Genomic DNA, 21,180 nt, shown 5'->3' with positions numbered 1-21,180 from the left:
ATTGGGGCCCTGATCAGGACGTTTTCTCCGTCAGTTTTTACTGACTCTTTTCCTTATCCGCCTCCGCTGCCTTCGGCAGATCTTTACGTAGTTTTGCCACCTGATCCGCGTTTACCGCAGGTGCCTGATTGCCCCAGCCGTTACGAATGAATGTCACCAGATCAGCCACCTGCTGATCGTTGAGCCGCCAGGCAAAATCAGGCATAGTCAGCCCGGTGACCGCCTCCTTCGTGACAGCCATTTTGCCGTCGCGCAATACAATGCTAATCACCGATGAAGGATCATCACTCAGGATTGCTGAGTTACCGGCAAGAGAAGGGAAGGTTTTGGCATAGCCTTTGCCATCCAGACGGTGGCAACCTGAGCAGTTATCCATATACAGCCGTGAACCAGGTACACTGATGTCTCCCCAGATAAGCGCGGCAGTGGTGGTATCGGCTGGTGGCGCAGACGGCGCATCAGGGGCGGAAGCCGGCAGTGACTTCAAATAGCTCGCCACCGCAGCAAGATCGGCCTGGCTCAGATATTGCGTGCTGTGCTCAACTACGTCCGTCATAGAGCCGAACGCGGCTGAGGTGTTGGTGAGACCGGTTTTCAGGAATAACGCAATATCTTCATTTGACCAACTGCCGAGTCCCGACTTCGCGTTGCCGGTCAGATCCGGGGCATGCCAGCCCTCCAGTGTCCCGCCCGTCAGGTAAGTTTTGCCCTGCTGATCTAACGATTTTTCCTGATAAGCAATGCCACGCGGGGTATGGCAGGTGCCGCAGTGACCCAATCCCTGCACCAGATAAGCGCCCCGATTCCACTCCGCACTTTTTGTGGTATCCGCAGCGTAAACGTTATCGTCGTGGAAAGCCATATTCCACAGGGCCAGTGGCCAGCGCATATTCAGTGGCCATGGAATATCGCTTTTTCTGTTTTCCGCGTGAACCGCCGTTACGCCATGCATCATGTAAGCATACAAAGCATGCATATCTTCATCGTTAACTTTGGCATAAGCCGTATAAGGCATCGCTGCGTACAAATGGCGCCCGTCTTTCGCTATTCCCTGACGTAATGCTTTAGCAAAGTCGTCATAGGTATATTCGTCGATACCGGTGGCTTTATCAGGGGTGATATTGGTCGAATAAATCGCGCCAACCAGCGTCATCATTTTCAATCCGCCGGTAAAGCTCTCTTTTCCGGCAATCGAGTGACAGGCAACGCAATCTCCTGCAGTGGCAATATATTTACCCTTGCTGATGAGTTCCGGAGAGACAACTTCCGCTGCAGAGGATAAAGCACAGAATAGTGTTAATAAGGACAGCCATTTCAAACAGGTCATTTTCATCTTCTTATCCTTATCCCCTTAAGCCTGAACCATTGGGCCTAGATTTTTCAGGTATATCGTTTTGATTGCGTTAGCTGAAAACAGCGTGGTTGCGCCGACGATTCCCGTGGGGTTGTATGCATGGTTTTGTGGGAAGCAACTGGTACCGGCCACGAAAACGTTGGATACGTCCCAACACTGCAAATATTTATTCACCACGCTGGTCGCCGGGCTGTCACCCATTATGGCACCACCGGTGGTATGGGTAGATTGATATGGGCGAACATCGTAATGCGTAGATAAGTTTTTGAAGCCCATGTCGTAAGAGTCTGGCCCAATAGCCTTGATGATATTTTCCGTTTTGCCCGCCATGAACTGTGTCATCCTGAGTTCATTCTGCTGCCAGTCAAACGTTATCCTTAATAAAGGCAGCCCATAACCATCGGTATAGGTCGGGTCTAGATCAAGATAACATTGCTTATAAGGCATGACGGATGAACTGACGCCAATGCTCATATTATGCAGGTAGCTATCCCTGATTGATTTTTCCAGCCGCTGCCCCATTTAGGCGCATTTTTAGGCGTGACAGTTTGCTCAATAGGCCGGGCACCGGTGACATGCGCAGAGACCGTACTGCCACCAATAAAGTCTGCGGCAGAGTGATCGAAGTTTTCACTGTTGTAATTATCAATGTAGGCGCCTGACGCACCGGTGGCGGCAAAATGGTTAAAGTAGGTCTCTTTATTGAAGAACAGTTTTGCGCCGCCTAACATTTGATAGGCGTAATTCCTGCCAACCACGCCTTCGCCTGTCTCGGGATTATAAGGCTTACCGATTTTAGACAGCAAAAGCAGCCGGACATTATGCAACTGGAATGCACTGAGGATAACCATCGCCGCGGGTTGTTCGACTTCACTGCCATTTTCATCAATATAGGTTACGCCAGTGGCCAGTTTCCCCGTGTTGTCTTTATTGACGCGGAGCACATGTGACTTACAGCGCAATTCAAAGTTATCGTATTGCTTAAGGGCGGGAATAACGCTGGTTTGTGGCGACGCTTTAGAATAATTATAGCAACCGAATTTCTCACAAAAACCACAGTAATCACAGACGCCCAGCGCAACGCCGTAAGGGTTGGTATATGCCTCAGTGCAGATGGCGCCGCTACCGGATGAAGTGATTATTGATAAACCCGGCAAAGGCTCCTTTTACGCCACCGACCTTGAGCTGATTCTGCACAGTCGCGGTATCCGCAATTTGATCATCAGCGGCATCACCACCGACGTTTGCGTGCATACCACACTGCGCGAAGCCAACGATCGCGGCTTTGAATGTCTGGTGCTGAGCGACTGCTGTGCGGCGACGGAGTTGAAGCATCATCAGGCGGCGCTCAGCATGATTCATATGCAGGGCGGTATTTTTGGCGCAGTGGCGGACTCGGCAACGCTGCTGGCCGCGCTGAACAGCCCAGTAGCGGCGCGGGTGAGCTAATCCGGCAACGGACGCGAACGGCGGGCTGGCCAGGCGTTGAGGTGCCGGGCCAGCCAGAACCGAACACCAACCCTGCGCAGACGTGATGATGCAGTCTGACCGGCATCCGCCGGTCATGGCAAACCTCAGTCGACGTTGCCGGCAATCGTCAGATAGTCGGTATACATTTGCGGTGCGCCGGAGAACGAGGCCATGGTGCGCCATTCATCATACATACGCTCGCTCTCCTGATGGTTTTTCACAAACGTCAGCGATTTTTCGGTTGAGACGTTCATCGCCGGATGGAAGCTATTGAGTGAGTCGAGGCTTTCGAGCACCAGCATCACCGCATACTGCTCGCGGCGATTACCGCCGGTGCCCTTCAGCATGTGAAACTTCCAGCCGGGATAGTCATCAATGCGCGCGACGTTCTCAATCATAAAGCGATCAAAGTCGGCAGCCGTCACGCCAGCGCGTAGCGCCAGATGATGAAAACCGACCACGCGTGCCACGGCAGGTTGGGCATCGAGCTGAAAATTCGGGCCGGGCGGCAGTGAACTGTGGCAGTTTTCTGCCAGCAGCGAGAACGTGGAAAACAGCGTCGGTAACTCCCCATAGGTGGCAAAGTTTTTCCACTCCTCAAGCACCGCGCACGCCTCGGGCCGCTGTTGCCAGAAGGCAATGGCCTCAGCCGTGAGTGCTCCTGTGGGGGTGATAAAGCGGTCATATTCTGCTTGGCTGGGGGCCTGATACAACATCAGATATTGCTCTTGGCGTTCGCCGCGCAGGCCTTTTAATAGCGACCATTGCCAGCCCGGATAAGCAGGAATCTGCGTGCCGCGCGCCTTGAGAAAGGCTTCGAAGGTAGCGGCATTAACGCCTTTCTTCAGATTGAGCCCGACGTAGTGCAGGCTGAAGATCGGTTGCGTTGAGGTTGTTATAGAAACTCCTTGTGAATATGACAGGGCAGAGGCGCTACTTCGCTGTCAAAGCGAAACGCGCCGCGAAAGTCACCAGCAGCAACATCACGATGCCGGCGCTGAGCGTGGTGGTCAGGGACGTGAGCTGGGCGCTAAAGCCAATCAGCGCCGGGCCCAGCAGTAGCCCGGAGTAACCACACAGCGTGACTGCCGGTATGGCGAAATGCGAGGCGACAGTGCGCTGGTTACCCGCCGCGTTGAATAAAATCGGCACGATATTGGCCAGACCGATACCCACCAGCGCGAAGCCCAGCAGGGCACTCCACAGCCAGACGGAGAAAATCGCTAATGCCAGGCCCCCCGCTAGCGACGAGACCGCCCCAGGTGAGCACGCGGCGGCTGCCATAGTGATTAATCAGCCGATCGCCAGACAGGCGCAGCGTGGCGACAGCCGTGGCGTACAGCGTGAAGCTGAAACCGGCCAGCAGCATCGACATGGCGCGTTCACTGTTCATAAACACCGCTGACCAGTCGAGCATGGCGCCTTCGGTGAGGAACAGCAGGAAACACAGCAGGGCAATCAAGCACCACGTTACGGTGCGTCAGGGCGCGCAGCGTACCGCGCGTTGGTTTTGCATCCGTGCGGCGACGGGGTAACAGGGCGGTATGGCTCATCAGCAGCAGCAATAAAATCAACGCACACAGCGGCAGCAGCGCTAGCAGGGGCGCAACCTGCAGCCACAGCAGCAGACTCACCGCGCCGGCGCCAGCAATGCTGCCAAGACTGTAAAAGCCGTGAAAGCCCGACATCTTGCTGGCCCCGGCCTCGCGCTCCACGATCACCGCCTGATAATTCATCTGACATCCATTAGTCCGTTGATCGCGCCGAAGAGTAACAGCGCGCCCGCCATCGGCAGCGGAGATGACAGCAGCATCAGCAGCGGCAGATCCAGTGCCAGTCCGGCACCGCACAGCAGCAGCAGCGTGCGACAGCCAAAACGGGCAATCAGCGCCCCGGTAAAGGGCATAACTGACATGGAGCCTGCGGCGATACAGAACAGCAGCAGCCCCAGCATGCCGTCATTGATCGCCAGCTGCGCCTTAGCGAAGGGAATAAGCGGCGCCCAGGCGGCCATGCCCAGTCCGGCGATAAAAAATAGCGTGCGCGTCGCGCGCTGCTGGCGCAGGTTAAGCAGATTACTGTTCATCATCACATCCCGGTGTAGTACGTCGTTTCATTGCCTGACCTTATCCATGGCCGGGCTACAGGTACGCAGCAGTCCGTGCAGAGGCACATAAAACGTAATTAATATTTAACAGTAACAAGACTTGTCCTGGAAATGACGTAGCGTGTTCAGGTGGCTGTATTCAGAGAAGTTTATTTATTTCATCCACCGAACGCATTTTAAACGAGGGCACGATGTGGGATGAAAACAGCAATGCCGGCTAAAGTTAAGGGTGGGTTATTTATTATAAATTAATGATATTTATAGGATGAATTTGCGGTAACACAAACGTTACACACGCTGTGTAGCGGTGCAATTTATTGCGCGATAAATCGCACCGCTATCCAACAGGATGAATTACATGCACATTGCTTAACTTAACAGCAGCGTTAATGTCATTAACCGGCAATTAAGAATGTAAATATATTTAATGATTACTCGGCGCGTTTAACAACCTGCGTCCGTAATCGACAAGCCTTTTCACTTACTCATCCAGCTGTAGTGAGGCTGTGACAGATTTTGTCAGGAGTCCACCGGATACCGCAGATTCTGATAATCCCGCCAGCGCTTCAGCAACTGATGACGCGTGCCGGGATAGACTTCGCTGCTGACGCTTATCGCTTCAATGCGGTCGACGCGGAAATTGCGGAACTCCTGGCGCAGTTCGCACCAGCCGCACAGCAGGCGCACGCGTTCAAAGTAGCCAATCACCACCGGCCAGATGGTGCGTGTGGAGAGGTTATCCTGCAGATCTTTGTAGCGCAGGTTGATCTTGCTGCGCTGATGGATCGCTTGGCGAATCTGCGGCAGATGGGTTTCGAACAATGCTTCGCCCTGGGAGGCGATCAGCAGCGACTGGTGATCGATACTCTGCGTAAGATGAGGCGGAATCACGGCCTAGACTTTGGCCAGCGCATGGCGCGCGGCGGACCTGAGCTCATCGTCGGTGTGTCGGGTGACCCAGTTGAGCCCGAGCACCAGCGCATCAATCTCCTGACGGGAAAACATCAGCGGCGGCAAATGGCCGTCGGATTTAAGCAAATAGCCAACGTCCGCGCTGCCCTCAATCTCCATGCCCTGCTGCTGCAAACTAAGAATGTCACGATAGACGGTGCGCACGCTGATGTGCAGCTGTTCGGCGATACGCTGCGCGGTCAGCTGATAGCGATGACAGCGCAGCAATTGCAGCAGTTCGGGAAGCAGCTGAGTTTTAGACATGATACGCCAGCCTTAAGCGAAGAACGCGCGCCGCTAGGATTCAGGCGCGCAACAGTTGGCTTAATGTAGCCAAATCCGCCGTGCTTTGCAGCTCACTGATAGACAGTAACTGCTGCTGGCGCGCCGGCACTTCATGGCGCAGCGCCTGACGCAGTTTGGCCGCCACATCTACGCCATCCGCCAGCGACTGCTGCCGCGTGCGGCGCTGCTGCAGCTGACGACCCTCTTTCAGCGTCAGCGTGACGAGATGAAAACGCCGCGCCGGGTTGAGCGCATCCGGCGTGCGACGCACTTTGGCCGCCAGCGGCATCACCGCCGGATTGAGCGCGCCTTCGGCAAAATCTTCCAGCCGCAAATCGTCATACATCAGCATGGCGGCAATCACGTACTCTAGGCTAAAGCGTGCTTCTATGCCGTTAGCCGGCACGCGTACCGCCGCCGCGATGTCACCACCCGGCGGGAAGGCGACCGAGATGTCATCAATATTTTCCAGCAGCGATTCCAGCGAGTGACCTTCCGCCAGCCAGGCGCGCCGCAGCAGACGTGCCGCTTCGGCGGCGCTGTGAGTCCCGGCGCAGGTGGGGAAGGGTTTGAACTCCAGACCGGGGGTACTGATGCGCCACGGCGCCCCCCAGTTTTCCAACAGTTGTTGCGGCTGCGACTCGCCGTTACTGCTGGCGGCGAGAAACGCGTCGATCACGTCTTCATGCCGGCCATCGAATTTCGCCAGCGTCAGCTGCGCCGCCATCACCGCACGTTCTGCCGCCAGTCCGGCGTGTAGCGGCTTCACCGCTGAACCAAACAGGGCGCGCAGTCCGCTGGCCTGGGTCACCGCGATGCCGATCAGCGTGGCGCAGTCGGTTGCATTAAGCTGCAGCAGACGTGCCAGCGCGGCCGCGGCCGCCAGCGTGCCCAGCGTGGCCGTGTTGTGATAACCCAGCGCATAGTGCTGCTGGCTGGCGGCCAGTCCCAGCCGGCCAGCCACTTCCACGCCGATGACATAGGCATCAAGGAACGCTTCGGCAGTGGCGGGCTGCTGCTGCTGCCAGGCAAACAGCGCGGGCAGAATCGCCACGCTGGGATGGCCGCGAAAATCGGCATGGAAATCATCGTAATCCAGCGCATGCCCGGCATAGCCCAGCAGTAACGCCTGTGAGCGTACGCTGCCGTCGCCATAAACCTGTCCGCCGGTAAGCAGCTGTCCGGTACCTGCTGTTGTAACACCGGCCAGCTCACGGCCAGAAAATCCTGTACGCCAGTGCGTGCGGCATCACGTGCCGCCGCATCCGGCTGGCTTTGCAGGATGCGCTCAGCCAGCGCGTGGCTCAGGTTCATGCCTGCTCCAGACTGCGCAGTGCCGCCACGGCGAGCTGCGCGAGGTAGCGTGACGTGGGCAGCAACACCGCATCATTGATACGAAAAGCCGGATGGTGCAGCGCATAAGGTTCGCCGGTGCCAATCATTACAAAGGCGCCGGGCAGCTGTTGCTGATAAAAAGCAAAATCTTCGCCGATCGGGCTGGCTTCCACCACGCGCGCGTCAAGTCCGCTGGCGGTGCCTGTTGCAGAGCAAAATCCGCCCAGTGCGCATCATTCACCACCGCAGGCGGACCGGGGTGCCAGTTGAACTCAACTTCTGCTACAAAAGCCGCACCGAGGCCGAGCACGATTTCGCGGAAACGCTGCTCCAGTCGCTCACGCGTGGCCTGTGAGAAGGTGCGTACCGTGCCTTCCAGCCAGGCGCTGTCCGGAATGACGTTCCATGTGCTGCCGCTGTGCAGCTGGGTGATCGACACCACCGCGTTGTCGGCGGAGGGGGCGTTACGGCTAATCAGCGTTTGCGCCGCGGAGACAATCTGCGCCGCGATAACGATTGGATCGTTGCCCTGATGCGGTTTGGCGGCATGGCTGCCGGTGCCGGTGATGCGGATATCGAAGCGATCCACCGCCGCGGTCAGCGCACCGGCTTTGCTGCCTACCACGCCGGGCGGCAGCGACGGATCGTTGTGAATACCAAAAATCGCCACCGCATGCTGCAGTGCGCCGGTGGCGATCACGTCCGGAGCGCCCTGGCCGGTCTCTTCGGCGGCCTGGAACAGAATCCGCACGCGGCCGGGCAGCGTTGCCTCCTGCTGCTTAAGCAGAATCGCCGCGCCGAGTGCAGCGGAAGCGTGAAAATCGTGGCCGCAGGCATGCATCACGCCGGGACGCTCTGAGCGAAAAGCCACGTCCGACTGCTCCTCAATCGGCAGCGCATCAATATCCGAACGCAGCACAATCAGCGGTCCCTGTGCCGGGCCGACCTCCGCCACCAGACCGGTTTTCAGCGGCAAATCAACGATGCGAATCTGGTGCTGTTCCAGCTGCTGGCGCAGGCGGGCGGTGGTTTCTAACTCTCTGGTTAGAGAGTTCCGGAAAACGGTGCAGTTCGTGGCGAAAGGCAATCAGCTGCTCACCCAGCGCTGTTTCATTCAGTTGGCTCATGCCTGGCTTCCTTTTGATGCCGTTTGGCGCGTCAGCCAGGCATCGTGCGCGGTTTCATCCAGCACTTTTTCATATATTGCGTGATGTGGCCTTTGCCGAGGTCAGTGGTGTGCATGAGCACAAAACCGCGCTTGCGATACATATCAATCAGCCACGGATGGCTGATAGCGGTACCGAGCGAAACCGCCGGCGCGCGTAACTGGCCGCGTCAAATTTGATCCCCAGCGCCAGCGTGGGCGCATAGGCGGCATGCATCAGCGCCTGATAAGTGTCCACTTCGTCTTCTCTGACCTGACGAAACTCAAGTGTCATAGCTATCCCCGGAAAACCGCCCGGCGGGCGATAAATCAAAGAAGGCTCAGAGTAGCAGTAAAGCGCTGACAGGCTATATGTGAAATCCGGATAAGCTAATGCAAATTTGTGAAAATGAAATGGCGGCTTTTTCATTGCACAAATCGCCATTTACCGTAGTATGCATAAAATAAATAGCACTATAACTATTTCGCATTAATCCTCTGAAATATAACAATTTTGTTATGGCGTTTTTCCTAATCAGGGTGACAACGTGTTAGCGATTAAATCTCCGCGTGCCTACGCACATGAACCGGGACTGCGTGCGCGCACCGGCGAATTCATTAAACCTTATTCTACGCATATCCGTATTTTCACCTCTCCGCGCGCCTGGCAGGCGGTTAATCCGCAATTAACGCAAAGTCTGGAAACCTGTGGTATTCGCTGGGAAATCGAGTATTTGCACGGCGAATGCACTGACGCGGCCATTGATACGCTGAAAAGCAATCTGCAACAGCAGCAGGCTGAACTGTTGCTGGCAATTGGCGGCGGGCGCGTACTGGATGCGACTAAAGCGGTCGGCAACCAGTTACCGGAAATCACCGTCGTCAATTTGGCCACCGTCGCGGCGACCTGTGCCGCCTGGTCGCCGGTGGCGATTATTTATGACGCGCAGGGCGGCCACGTGCGCAGCCAGCCGCTGGGCAAAATGCCTGAACTGGTGCTGGTAGACAGCGAAGTGATCGCGCAAAGCGATGTGCATTACCTCAAAGCGGGCATTGTCGACGCGCTGGCTAAATACTACGAGTTCTATCCTTATCTGCGGCACAACCCCCACGATCTCGCCCTTGATCTTAAAGTGATGACCGCGCAGCGCGCGCTGGATGTCTATCGCCAGCACGGTGCCGCCGCTGTGCTGGCCAACCAGCAACAGCAGGTGACGCCGGAACTGGTGAAGGTGATCGATGCCTGTATTGTGCTGGCCGGCCTGGCCAACAGCGTGCGTGACGTGCTGCCAACGCCGGGCTTTGCCCACGCAATTCATAACCGTCTGACCCATCAGCCGGAGCTGCACCACTGGCTGCACGGTAAAAAAGTCGGTTATAGCCTGCTGGTGCAGTCGCTGATTGAGCACGACGGTGAGCCGGCCGCCGCGCTGCTGGCGCTGCTGCGGCAATATGATATGCCGCTGACCTTAGCGCCGCTGCACGGCGATCGTCGCGCAGCCATCAGAAGCATTGCTGAACAGATCAAATTCCCGGCGGCCAGCGCCGAACGTCTGCCGTTCCGCATCAGCGCGGATGCCTTAGAGCAGGCGCTGTTGGCGACCGAGAACGCCTTTTAATTGTTATTGACCCTTTTATTGACCAGGAAAAATTATGGCTACTTCATCTTCACGCCGCATCCGTTTAGGGCTGTTTGTGCAACCGGTAGGACAGCACGTGAGCGGCTGGCGGCTGACGAAAAATCTGGGCGATCCGACGGATGTTGACTGGCTGATCACCATCGCGAAAAAAGCCGAAGCGGGTAAGTTTGATATGTTCTTCGTGGGTGATGCACTGGCGACCAGCATGTATCGTCTGCCTTTCACCATGGCGCGTCTGGGGCCGTTAACGCTGCTGTCAGCGCTGGCGGTCAACACCAATCGCATTGGCTTGGCGGCGACCGCCTCGACCACCTTCAGCTACCCGTTCACCATGGCGCGCAGCTTCTCGTCGCTGGACCACATTAGCCGCGGCCGCGCCGCCTGGAACGTGGTGACTTCATTCTCTACCGATGTGGCGCGTAACTTCAGCCGTAGCGATATGCCTAATCATGCGGAGCGCTACGCGCGCGCCCGTGAATTTCTCGATGTCACCTATAAGCTGTGGGATGGCTGGCAGGCGGGGGCGGTGCAGCCCAACAAAGAGACCGGTCAGTACTTCATTGATGACAAAATTCAGCCGATTAACCACGTCGGCGAGCACTTCCAGGTGCAGGTCCGCGGAACATTACCCGCTCACCGCAGGGACGCCCAGTGATTATCGAAGCCGGTTCTTCCAGCGATGGGCAGAAGCTGGCGGCAGAGACCGCCGAGGTGATTTTCACCGCCTCGGCCAGCCTAGAGGAAGCACAGAGCTTCTACCGTTCGCAGAAAGATCAGGTGATTGCCGCCGGACGCAATCCGGATCACGTGGTGATCATGCCCGGCGTGATGCCGATTGTTGGCCGCACGCGCGAAGAGGCCAAAGCGCTGTGGAAAGAGCTCAACACGCTAGTCGATATCGACAACGGTCTGCGTCAGCTCTCGCTGCGTTTCAATATGGATCTGAGCCAGTATCCGCTCGACGGTCCGGTGCCGGAAGTGCCGCTGGGTGAAGGCAACCAGAGCCGCGTGAAACTGATGACCGACATGGCGAAACGTGAAAATCTGACGCTGCGCAAACTGGCCGCGGTAGCCGCCGGATCGCGTGGTCACCGGGTAATCGTCGGTACGGCGCAGGATATTGCCGATGACTTTGAGCTGTGGCTCAACGAGGGCGGCGCCGATGGTTTCAACATCATGCCTGCGATCATGTCCGAGCAGCTGGATTTGTTCGTGGAGCTGGTGATTCCGGAACTGCGCCGTCGCGGTCTGTTCCGGGAAGAGTACGAGTTCGCCACGCTGCGTGAAAACCTCGGCCTGCCGGTGGTGTGAGAGACAGGAGCGAAACATGATCACCCTATCGAAGCGCGTGCAGTCTGTGTCGCTCTCGGCTAACGTGGCGGCGCGCCAGCTAAAAGAGCAGGGCGTGGATATTCTTGACCTCACCACCGGTGAGCCGGATTTTGATACGCTTGGGCACATCCGTGCCGCCGCCAGCGCCGCGATGGATGGCGGTGAAACCCGTTATACGCCGACCAATGGCACCACAGCGCTGCGTAAAGCGGTGCAGGCCAAGCTGGCGCGGGAGAATCAGCTGCAGTACGCGCTTGGGCAAATCTGTATCGCCAACGGCGCAAAGCAGATCATCTTCAACGCGTTTGCCGCGACGCTAAACGACGGCGACGAGGTGATTGTTCCCACGCCATACTGGCCAACCTTCCCGGACAGTGTGCGCTTCAACGGCGGCGAGGCGGTGCTGCTGCCTTGTCCGCTTGAGCAGCAGTACAAGCTGCAGCCGCCGCAGCTGGCGCAGGCGATCACTGAGAAAACCCGCTGGCTGGTGTTGAACAATCCCGGCAATCCCTCTGGCATGGTGTACAGCGCACAGGAGTTACTGGCCCTGGCGACGGTGCTGCGCGATCATCCTGATGTGCTGATTATGCTGGATGAGCTGTACGAACATATCCTGTTTGACGATCGTCAGCACGTTAGTCTGCTGCAGGTGGCGCCGGATCTGGCTGAACGCGTTTTGCTGGTGGGAGGCGTGTCGAAAACCTATGCCATGACCGGCTGGCGCATTGGCTTTGCTGCCGGGCCGCAGCCGCTGATTGATGCCATGGTGGTGGTGCAGTCGCAGAACAGTTCTGGCCCCAGCGCCATCAGCTAGGCGGCGGCGGTTGCGGCCTTTAACGGTGGGCTCGATTTTCTGCCACCGTAGCGCGCTGCGTATCAGGCGCGACGCGATGTCATTGTGCAGCAGTTGCAGCAAGGTGGCCGGCATAGAAGTGCTGCAACCCTAGGGCGCATTTTTTGTCTTTTGTCGCTGTGCCGGTCTGCTGGGCAAAACCCGGCCTGACGGCGCCGTACTGCATGACGAACAGGATGTGCTGAATTATCTGCTGGAGAGCGGTGTGTCCGGCGTTGCGGGCAGCGCTTACGGCCTGTCGCCGTATTTCCGTTTGTCGATCGCCACGGATATCGATAGCGTTCAGGAGGCGGGTAAACGCATTGCGCGCGCCTGTGCAGCGTTAATCTGACGGGCGGGTGTGGGAAGGCGTAATGACCTGATCACCTCGCGGCACTCTGCATTAAAGCATTTAGGGTGCCGCGATACAGGGGCGGTGATGCGGCAATTAGCCGGTTCCGCCCCGATTTCCTGCGACTGGATTAAATCAGAAAATCATCCAGCGAACCGCCAGCGTCAATCGCTGACTTTATCGGCGAGGGAGTACGACCCTGACCGGTCCAGAATTTCTCATTACCCTGTTCGTCGGTAAATTTATACTTCGCCGGACGCGGTGCACGTTTTGCTTTGCTCTTCGTTTCACCCTGGTTTAATTGCGCCAGTTCATTAATTGTAATGCTGTCTTTGCGCAGCATCTCTTTATATAACGCCAGCTTCTCTTCTTTTTCGCGCTGTGCAGCACTCTCTGCAGCCGTCTCTTCGCGGCGTTCGGCGACCACCACGGCAAACTTCTCCAGCATTTCGTTTAATACCGCAACCTCAATATTACGTGCTTCAGCACGCAGCGTACGAAGATTGTTCAATGCCTTGAGTGCATCGCTCATGTATAAGCCCTTATTACTAATATCACTGATTTGAAAGCGTGCATTCTACGGCAATTTTATTCAAATGGAAATATTAACCTGCCGACAGATTTTTCCGGAAATATGCCCCGACCTGTACATTTTTTGATTGGGCGTAAAGATTTTTGTCTATTCGTTGATTACGCATAAACGTGTTAGCGGCTGATTTAATATTGCCAGCCACATACGTTAAGCCGTTCATTTAACATCGCGGCATCTCACACAATATACGTCACGGCGATTTACAGCTTAATAAATTGCGCCATGTTAACAACACAGCGATTGCTGAAGGGATTAAAAGCGTAACTGGTCAGCCTTAGTGCTGAAGGGGAAATTTTATAAACACCTTCCCATCGGCAGGGTAAAAATAAATTAATGGCGGTGACAGGGTCACGAAGCTGGTAAATGCGTTGTGTTCAGATGCCAGATCAGGATGCAGGCACAACCGTTCAGGCGGGGTGGCCGTGTGTCACGCACCGGTTTACTCAGATTGAGGATGATTTCAGGCGTGATAGTTTCCTGTAAAGCAGCGACAGGGTCGTTACTATCTGAAGCATAAGATTTTTTCGCAGTGTAAAGGCGTCAGAAAGGCAGTAACAATTTCTTGCAATGTTAATCTTAATGCGTATGTTTCTCATTTGCTTTTTTAAGCATATGCTCACCACAAAATAACGATAAGCAGATTGAGGAATATTATGTCTTGCAAAGAGATGTGCGTCAGGGACGCAGGTCTTGCGCCGCAGCGCGCGCTGCGCCTGTCACTGCTGGCAGTGCTGGTTGCCTCGGGTGTCGCTCAGGCGGCCGATACGCAAAACAGTGAGGCCACCCTGACCGTTGATGCCAGCGCCAGCGCGGAAGCGCAGCAGGCACAGGCCGCAGCGGATTACAGCGTACCGGTGACGCGGGCCGGCACCAAAATGGCGCTGACCGCACGCGATATTCCCCAGTCGGTCACCATCGTGAGCAAGCAGCGCATGTAGGATCAGCAGCTGCAGTCGCTGGACGACGTACTGAGCAACACCACCGGCATCCACGGTGTGGCCGCTGATATGGACCGCACCAGTTACTATTCGCGCGGTTTTCTGATTGATAACTACATGACCGACGGTATTCCGACCGCGTTTGCCCAGCGCTGGAACCTCGGTGATACGCAGACCGATACCGCGCTGTATGAGCGCGTCGAAGTGGTGCGCGGCGCAACGGGCCTGCTGACCGGACCGGGCAATCCTTCGGCTGCCATCAACATGGTGCGTAAACATGCCGACAGCAAAGAGTTTACCGGTAGCCTTGAAGCTGGCTATGGCAGCTGGAATAAGCAGCGTTACGTCGCCGATCTTTCTGCACCGCTGTCACCGGAAGGGAACGTGCGGGGTTGCCTGGTTGCCGGCTATGAAGACAAAAACAGTTTCATTGAACGCTACGGTGCCGATAAGAAGTTTATCTACGGCGTGGTCGACGCTGACGTGACGGACGCCACCAGACTGTCTGTTGGTTATGAATTCAGCTAGGTGAACACGGATTCACCGATGTGGGGCGGCGCGCCGCGCTGGTACACCGACGGCACGCAGATCCACTCCCGTCGCGGCTATAACACCGCACCTGAATGTGCTTACAACAACAAAGAAAATAAAAAGGTCTTTGTTAACCTGCAGCAGAATTTCGATAACGGCTGGAACATCACCCTTAACGGCACGCATAACGAGATGTTCCTCGACAGCAAGCAGCTGTATCTCGACGGCTACTTCGATAAAACCACTGGCACAGGCGTCTCTGGATATGCTGGCTATCCGGTCGTGGGCGGAACCGGCTATAACACCGGCAAACGTAAGGTGGATGCGGTGGATGCCTTCGCCAGCGGTCCTTATGAACTGCTGGGCCGCCAGCATGAGTTGATGGTCGGGGTGAACTACAGCCGTCAGGACAACAAATATTATAGCGCCTGGGCCAACATTTCGTCAGCCGAGCTGGGCAACTTCAACCAGTTTAACGGCGATTTCCCGGAAACCGACTGGAATCCGCGTGAACCCGCGGCCGACACCCAACTGGTACGGCAGAAATCAGCGTACCTCGCGACGCGCATCAATCTGGACGATCCGCTGCACCTGATTGTCGGGGCGCGCTACACCAACTGGAACCGCCAGACGCTGACGGCAGAGATGGAGAAAAACAACATCACGCCGTACGGTGGGGTGATTTGGGACTTCTACGACAACTGGTCTGCCTACGCCAGCTACACCTCGGTGTTCCAGCCGCAGGATTATCAGGATGCGTCAGGCGCTTATCTCTCGCCGGTGATTGGCAAAAACTACGAAGCCGGCGTGAAGTCTGACTGGTTCAACAGCCGTCTGACCACCTCGGTATCGATCTTCCGCACCGAACTGGATAACGTCGGTCAGAGCACCGGTCAGACCAATGCGCAAACCGGTAACACCATTTACGTGGCGAAGAAGGGCGTGGTAAGTAGTGGCGTCGAGTTTGAGGTGAACGGGGCGCTGACCGATAACTGGCAGATGACCTTTGGCGGGACTTCGTATGTGGCGGAAGACGCCAACGGCGATCGCTATAATTCACAGCTGCCGCGCACGTCGTTCAACCTGTTCACCAGCTATCGCCTGCCGATGCTGGAACAGCTGACGCTGGGCGGCGGTGTGAACTGGCAGGCGAGAACCTACGCGGATATCAGTGGTCCGGATGGCAATGGCACCTGGCGCACCCGTCAGGGCAGCTATGCGCTGGTGGATCTGTTCGCGCGCTACGACGTGACCAAAAACCTCAGCCTGCAGGCCAACCTGAATAACCTGTTCGACAAAGAGTACGACGAAAACGTCGACAGCACCGGCATCGTGTACGGCGAACCGCGCAACGTTATGCTGTCCGCGAAATACCGTTTCTGATCATTAAGCCAGTGCCAAAAGTAGCACTTAACGTTCCCTCTCCCGCGTGCGGGAGAGGGAACGGGGATTATATTGCGGCGGAATGTTGAGGTGCACGGGTTGGGGAGGGTGCGGGTTTCCCCTCACCCTAACCCTCTCACCGGCACCACGGTAAAAAACAGCACCAGCGCAAACATCACCAGCAATATCCCACCGGCGATCCGTACGGCTCTCAGCAGCGATGCCGCCTGCGGCGAGCGCTCTGCCAGCCACAGCTGCCCGGCGCGCTGACGATAATGCTGCACAAACAGTGCCAGCGCCACCAGCGCCATGCCGGTACCGAGCGCCATACTCATCACCGCCAGCATGCCCCAGCGCGTAATCCCGATTACGCTGGCGAACAGCAGCACGGTCAGCGCACCGCTGCACGGCCGCACGCCGGTGGCAATGATGATACCCGTCCAGCTTTTCCAGTCGCTGCCGTGCCTAGCCCCGACGCCATGCGCGTGGCCGCAATGATGATGTTGATGATGATGCTCCGCTGGCGGCCTGCGCCAGGCTTGCAGCAGCATCATCACTCCCAGCCCGGCAATGAACACAGCGCTGGCTTTCTCCAGATACCAGCGGCTCAGGCTGAGATCGCCGGTGGTCAGGTTAAAACCAACCGCCAGGATGAAGACAAAGGCAATCGCGCTTAGCCCTTGCACCAGGCTGCCCAGCAGCGGCACGCTCAGCGCCACGCCGCGCGGGGGCTGATGGGTGGTCAGCCAGGTGGTAACGATAAATTTACCGTGCCCGGGACCCACCGCGTGCAGAATGCCGTAAATAAAGGTCACGGCCAGCAGCCACAGCCCGGCACTGTACTGGCCGCTATTGATTTGCAGTAAATGGGTAACCAGCAGCCGGTGCAGCTGAATCTGACTCTGCAGCGCCCATGCCTGAAACGCGCTCCAGTGCAACGACAGCAGCGTCAGCGCGCTCAGCAGCAGCACGCTCGCGCAGAGAAATCCGGTTTTGGTGGCAGTCATAGTGATGAAGAAAATGGTCCTGAATGTCACCAGCATGCGGATTTCTGCCGCGTTGTAAAGCCACGGCGGTTAAACGGCTGCAGCTCTCCTCATCGTGACGCATTCCCCTGCCTTGTGCAGCTGTCTATAATCTGCCGAAAATTTCTCACGGATGCATTTTATGTCTGCTGATTCTCCTTTGCTGGCGGTAAAAGAAGTCACGCTGGTCGTGCAGGGGCGCACCTTACTGGCGCCGGTATCACTGCAGCTGTACGCAGGTGAAACGCTGTTGCTCACCGGCCCGTCCGGCAGCGGCAAAAGCACATTGCTGAAAATTATTGCCTCACTGCTGGAGCCCGATAGCGGCCAGATCCTGTTTCAGCAGCGGGATATTCACACGCTGAAAGTCGAACACTATCGCCAGCAGGTCTCCTACTGTTTCCAGACACCGCAACTGTTTGGTGACACGGTCTACGATAACCTGGCGCTGCCGTGGCAGCTGCGTCAGCAACAACCGTCGCGCGAGCAGCTGGTTGCGGTGTTGCGCAGTCTGCATTATCCGGCGACATGCTGGACAAAAACGTTGCCGAACTCTCTGGCGGTGAAAAACAGCGGGTGGCTTTGCTGCGCAATCTGCAGTTTCTGCCACAGATATTGTTGCTGGACGAAGTGACCAGCGCACTGGAAGAGTCCAATAAACAACGGGTTAACCAGCTGATTGCCTCGCTGGTGGCGGAAAAAGGGCTGGCGGTGATCCGTATCAGCCATTACGTGCAGGAGATCGATTCCGCTGAGCGTATTCTGCGGCTGACCCCAACCGCAGCGGGAGAACAGCATGGATCAGCATAATATCAGCGACAGCTCGCTGCTGCTTTCACTTATGCTGGTGGCGCTGCTGATTAGCCAGAAAGAGAAGCTGGGGATGAGCAAAGACATTCTATAGAGTGTCACGCGCGCCATTATCCAGCTGGTGATCGTCGGCTACGTGCTGAAGTCAATTTTCGATGTCAATAATCACTGGCTGACGCTGCTGATGGTGCTGTTTATCTGCGTCAATGCAGCGCTGAATGCGCGCAAACGCAGCCGGCAGATCGATCATGGCTTTATGATCGCGCTGGTGGCGATTACCAGCGGTACGGCACTGACACTAACGGTGCTGCTGCTGAGCGGCGCCATTGCCTTTGTTGCCATGCAGGTCATCCCCATTTCCGGCATGATTGCCGGTAACGCCATGGTGGCGGTCGGACTGTGTTTCACCAACCTCGATCAGCGCTTTAGCGATAACCAGCAAAAAATCATGGAGATGCTCAGCTTGGGGGCACCGATCAAACGCGCATCCGCCGGGCTGATGCGTGACAGTATTCGTGCCGCGATGATCCCCACCGTTGACGGCGCGAAAACGGTGGGGCTGGTAAGTCTGCCAGGCATGATGTCCGGGTTAATTTTCGCCGGGATCGATCCGGTAAAGGCCATCAAGTTCCAGATCATGGTGACGTTTATGCTGATTGCCACCGCCAGCCTGTCGACCATCATCGCGGCGTATCTGTCCTACCGTCGCTTTTACACCGCGCGGGCGCAGCTCAAACAGTAGATCACGCCTGAAACCGCAGCGCCACGCCGCTGGCCTGTTCCGCGCTGACCACGATGGCATCCGGCTCTTCGCGGAAAGGCACATCGCCCAGCAGCAGGCTGGCTTTCACCCTGCGTAAGTCGCTGCTGCGCAGCGTCAGCGCGGCCATACGCGCACTGCCGTCATAATCTGGCGGCAGGCCGGTAAAGCGCTGGGTCACATAGTGCGCAGCGGCAAAGCGCACGGTGGCCACGCCCGCTTTCAGCACAAACGCGCCCTGCTGGCAGGCGGTGAGCTTATCGGCACCAAATAAACGACTGTAGGGCAGCGCGGCAGCTGCCGGGTCCTGGACCACCACCACAAACTCAATAATGTCGGTCACCGCGTTGGGATGCTGCTGCCACACTGGCTGCCAGACCGCCTGCGGTGTCTCATGCTGGCAGAAAAAACTGCGTCCGTTTGGCACCAGTGCGGGGCGCAGGCGAACGGTGCGAAAACGCGCCTGCTGTGAGCTGCCATCCGGCAACTGCACCGGCCGGTAAAAACTGGCGGCGGGATCGCCATCAATATCCTGACTTTCCAGATAGCGCCACACCGCATCGGCATCGCCGGTTTTCCATACCAGACCGCTCAGGCCCGCAGGTGCCTGCCAGATATCCTGACGCCGGTGCGCACGCCCGGCTTCATAGCCCAGCAGTTCCAGATAATTATCACCAAACACCGCCAGATGATTACTGGAGCCCAGCGAGTGATGGCCGCGTGGCGTGAGCTGGAAACCGAGCCGACGATACAGCGCGCTGGCGTCATCCAGCCGATCGGCAACATTGATCACTGCATGATCGAGCTGTGGAACGGGTACTGGTATCGCCATTATCTGCCTCCTGGTTCGCATCATTACGATGACCGCGGTGTCGCGCTGCGTTCGGCTTCGCGTTGCGGTTGCCAGGCGAGCTGCGCGTCGGCGCCGAAAGCCCGGGCAATATGGCTGACCAGCGTCGCGGCCTGCGCCGATGACCGCTGGCACGCGCTGGCATCCTCGCTGTGCAGCACGCCTTCCACGACGACCTCTGGCGGCAGCACGTTCCAGCTGTTTCCACCCTGAAAGCGGGTGACATCCAGGCCGGCGGCCGCCAGCGCGCTGACGATGTGGCTGCCGGTAACGATACTGTCGATGCCCTCATGCGGATGTGCAGCGTGAGCGCCTTTGCCGTGAATGGTGATATGAAAATGGTCAGTAAAAGCTGCCGGTGTGGCAGATAACGTGTGTATCATGGTCATCCCTGCGGCTGTTCGGGTAAGAAAGGTTCGCCCAGCGTTAGCATCAGGCGGTTGGCCCAGGCAAAAAAGGCGGCGGACTGGATCAGGTCCAGCAGCTGCAGCGTATCCAGCCCGTGCTCGCGCAGCGCCTGCAGCTGGGTCTGGCTGCTGGCGACCGGGGTTAGCGATAAGGTGGCGACAAAATCGATAATCGCCGCCCAGCGCGCGGACTGGCCGTGTGCCAGCTCGGCACCCGCCGCGACATTCAGGAGTTTTTGCACCGCGGTCTCATCTTTTGACAGCTGACTGGCTTTGCGGGCATGCACGGACGCGCAGTAAATGCCGCCGTTGACTTTACTTACCACCGTGGCCGCCAGTTCACGCTCGGCACGAGGCAAACCGCCCGGCGTATAAAAGATGCCTTTATCCGTCAGCGTGCGTTGTTCCAGCAGCGGCAGATTGCGCGCCAGCAGACGGAAATAGTCGGACTCGCTATGACCGTTTTTTGCCAGCGTCGCCTGTTCCTCCGCCGTAAACTCGCTGAGCAGTTTGGCTGCCAGCCACGGCTCCCAACCCAGTTCTGCTGGGTAAACGCGGTGAGCGCGATCTGACCGCTGGCCGTGAGCGGGGCGCTATGCCATTTGCCGGCCACCGCATGTGGCTGCGCGCGCGACGCTTCACCGCTCAGCAGGCGCAGGCCGGTCAGCAGGCGACTCTGAAAGCTGACAAATCCCACCAGCTGCGCCAGCGTGACGATGCCGCGCGGCGTCCAGCCGGCATGGCGCAGCGTGGTCAGTTGTTGCGGTGTGGCGTCGACCGGATGCAGGCTCAGCAGCTCAGCAAAGGCGCGACCGGCGGCAAAGCGCGCATCTGCCGGGCTTTCGCTGGATTGCTGCTGATAGTGTGCCTGCAATGACGTGACGCCGTGCCAGCCCGCGACCTGCCCGGCGAGCGCGTAGCGCTGCGCCAGCGGGAAATCGTCGTCATCCTAGCCAAACAGCACGTCATAGCTGCCCTGGGCGTGTCGGGTCGCGGCCTGACGCACGTTGCGCGCCTTTGCCAGTTGCGCAGCCGGGTCGATATCGGCCAGCGCCGCCAGTAAATCTGTAGCCTGAGACATG

General features: G+C 57.4%; 9 protein-coding genes and 12 pseudogenes. 7 read left to right on the top strand and 14 right to left on the bottom strand.

Annotation, left to right across the window (positions count from 1 at the left end; all coding sequences use genetic code 11):
• Window positions 1-37 precede the first annotated feature (37 nt).
• Both AC6I8M_RS07915 and AC6I8M_RS07910 read right to left on the bottom strand, forming a co-directional pair.
• On the bottom strand, window positions 38-1,333 hold the full coding sequence (locus AC6I8M_RS07915; protein ID WP_022547708.1) for a c-type cytochrome: 1,296 nt from the start codon (window positions 1,331-1,333) through the stop codon (window positions 38-40).
• A gap of 18 nt (window positions 1,334-1,351) precedes the next feature.
• Window positions 1,352-2,472 (bottom strand): annotated as a pseudogene (locus tag AC6I8M_RS07910) (GMC family oxidoreductase); the annotation flags it as partial.
• On the opposite strand from AC6I8M_RS07910, the pseudogene AC6I8M_RS07905 reads away from it, so the two are divergent.
• Window positions 2,465-2,803 (top strand): annotated as a pseudogene (locus tag AC6I8M_RS07905) (cysteine hydrolase family protein); the annotation flags it as partial. The pseudogenes AC6I8M_RS07910 and AC6I8M_RS07905 overlap by 8 nt on opposite strands.
• Before the next feature lie 125 nt (window positions 2,804-2,928).
• On the opposite strand, the gene AC6I8M_RS07900 reads toward AC6I8M_RS07905, so the two are convergent.
• The 7 genes and pseudogenes from AC6I8M_RS07900 to AC6I8M_RS07870 form a co-directional block, all read right to left on the bottom strand.
• Window positions 2,929-3,723, bottom strand: a complete 795-nt coding sequence (locus AC6I8M_RS07900; RefSeq protein ID WP_041387109.1) for a hypothetical protein — start codon at window positions 3,721-3,723, stop codon at window positions 2,929-2,931.
• Window positions 3,724-3,757: 34 nt separating this feature from the next.
• Window positions 3,758-4,910: pseudogene (locus AC6I8M_RS07895) on the bottom strand (MFS transporter).
• A 540-nt stretch (window positions 4,911-5,450) separates the two neighbouring features.
• The gene (locus AC6I8M_RS07890; RefSeq protein ID WP_022547713.1) at window positions 5,451-5,822 is read right to left on the bottom strand and encodes a helix-turn-helix transcriptional regulator; all 372 of its coding nucleotides are present in this window, start codon (window positions 5,820-5,822) and stop codon (window positions 5,451-5,453) included.
• Between the two features lie 3 nt (window positions 5,823-5,825).
• The gene (locus AC6I8M_RS07885; protein ID WP_022547714.1) at window positions 5,826-6,146 is read right to left on the bottom strand and encodes a helix-turn-helix transcriptional regulator; all 321 of its coding nucleotides are present in this window, start codon (window positions 6,144-6,146) and stop codon (window positions 5,826-5,828) included.
• A gap of 40 nt (window positions 6,147-6,186) precedes the next feature.
• Window positions 6,187-7,481 (bottom strand): annotated as a pseudogene (locus AC6I8M_RS07880) (MmgE/PrpD family protein).
• Window positions 7,478-8,629: pseudogene (locus AC6I8M_RS07875) on the bottom strand (amidohydrolase). Before AC6I8M_RS07875 ends, AC6I8M_RS07880 begins: the two co-directional pseudogenes overlap by 4 nt.
• Window positions 8,626-8,941, bottom strand: a pseudogene (locus AC6I8M_RS07870) (hypothetical protein). The pseudogenes AC6I8M_RS07875 and AC6I8M_RS07870 overlap by 4 nt, the downstream one beginning before the upstream one ends.
• Before the next feature lie 253 nt (window positions 8,942-9,194).
• On the opposite strand from AC6I8M_RS07870, the gene AC6I8M_RS07865 reads away from it, so the two are divergent.
• From AC6I8M_RS07865 to AC6I8M_RS07855, 3 genes and pseudogenes are all read left to right on the top strand, one after another.
• A complete protein-coding gene (locus AC6I8M_RS07865) occupies window positions 9,195-10,265 on the top strand; it encodes an iron-containing alcohol dehydrogenase family protein (protein ID WP_010616292.1) in 1,071 nt (356 codons plus the stop codon).
• A 34-nt stretch (window positions 10,266-10,299) separates the two neighbouring features.
• A pseudogene (locus tag AC6I8M_RS07860) lies at window positions 10,300-11,597 on the top strand (LLM class flavin-dependent oxidoreductase).
• A gap of 16 nt (window positions 11,598-11,613) precedes the next feature.
• Window positions 11,614-12,802 (top strand): annotated as a pseudogene (locus tag AC6I8M_RS07855) (aminotransferase class I/II-fold pyridoxal phosphate-dependent enzyme).
• A 130-nt stretch (window positions 12,803-12,932) separates the two neighbouring features.
• Here AC6I8M_RS07855 and AC6I8M_RS07850 read toward each other — a convergent pair.
• The gene (locus AC6I8M_RS07850) at window positions 12,933-13,334 is read right to left on the bottom strand and encodes an H-NS family histone-like protein (protein WP_010616293.1); all 402 of its coding nucleotides are present in this window, start codon (window positions 13,332-13,334) and stop codon (window positions 12,933-12,935) included.
• A gap of 728 nt (window positions 13,335-14,062) precedes the next feature.
• Between AC6I8M_RS07850 and fhuE the strand changes: the two are divergent.
• Window positions 14,063-16,246: pseudogene (gene fhuE, locus AC6I8M_RS07845) on the top strand (ferric-rhodotorulic acid/ferric-coprogen receptor FhuE).
• A 122-nt stretch (window positions 16,247-16,368) separates the two neighbouring features.
• Here fhuE and AC6I8M_RS07840 read toward each other — a convergent pair.
• Window positions 16,369-17,253: a HoxN/HupN/NixA family nickel/cobalt transporter gene (locus AC6I8M_RS07840; protein ID WP_041387491.1), complete on the bottom strand. Its 885-nt coding sequence runs from the start codon at window positions 17,251-17,253 to the stop codon at window positions 16,369-16,371.
• Window positions 17,254-17,413: 160 nt separating this feature from the next.
• Here AC6I8M_RS07840 and fetA point away from each other — a divergent pair.
• Both fetA and fetB read left to right on the top strand, forming a co-directional pair.
• A pseudogene (fetA, locus tag AC6I8M_RS07835) lies at window positions 17,414-18,081 on the top strand (iron efflux ABC transporter ATP-binding subunit FetA).
• Window positions 18,068-18,823: pseudogene (gene fetB, locus AC6I8M_RS07830) on the top strand (iron efflux ABC transporter permease subunit FetB). The pseudogenes fetA and fetB overlap by 14 nt, the downstream one beginning before the upstream one ends.
• A 1-nt stretch (window position 18,824) precedes the next feature.
• Here fetB and AC6I8M_RS07825 read toward each other — a convergent pair.
• From AC6I8M_RS07825 to AC6I8M_RS07815, 3 genes and pseudogenes are all read right to left on the bottom strand, one after another.
• Window positions 18,825-19,673, bottom strand: a complete 849-nt coding sequence (locus tag AC6I8M_RS07825) for a VOC family protein (protein WP_010616297.1) — start codon at window positions 19,671-19,673, stop codon at window positions 18,825-18,827.
• Between the two features lie 23 nt (window positions 19,674-19,696).
• The gene (locus tag AC6I8M_RS07820; protein ID WP_195910853.1) at window positions 19,697-20,074 is read right to left on the bottom strand and encodes a peptidase dimerization domain-containing protein; all 378 of its coding nucleotides are present in this window, start codon (window positions 20,072-20,074) and stop codon (window positions 19,697-19,699) included.
• A gap of 2 nt (window positions 20,075-20,076) precedes the next feature.
• A pseudogene (locus AC6I8M_RS07815) lies at window positions 20,077-21,179 on the bottom strand (alkylhydroperoxidase domain protein).
• Between the last annotated feature and the right edge of the window lies 1 nt (window position 21,180).

It is taken from the genome of Type-A symbiont of Plautia stali, assembly GCF_059731155.1.
This window is presented reverse-complemented; position numbering and strand designations above follow the sequence as displayed.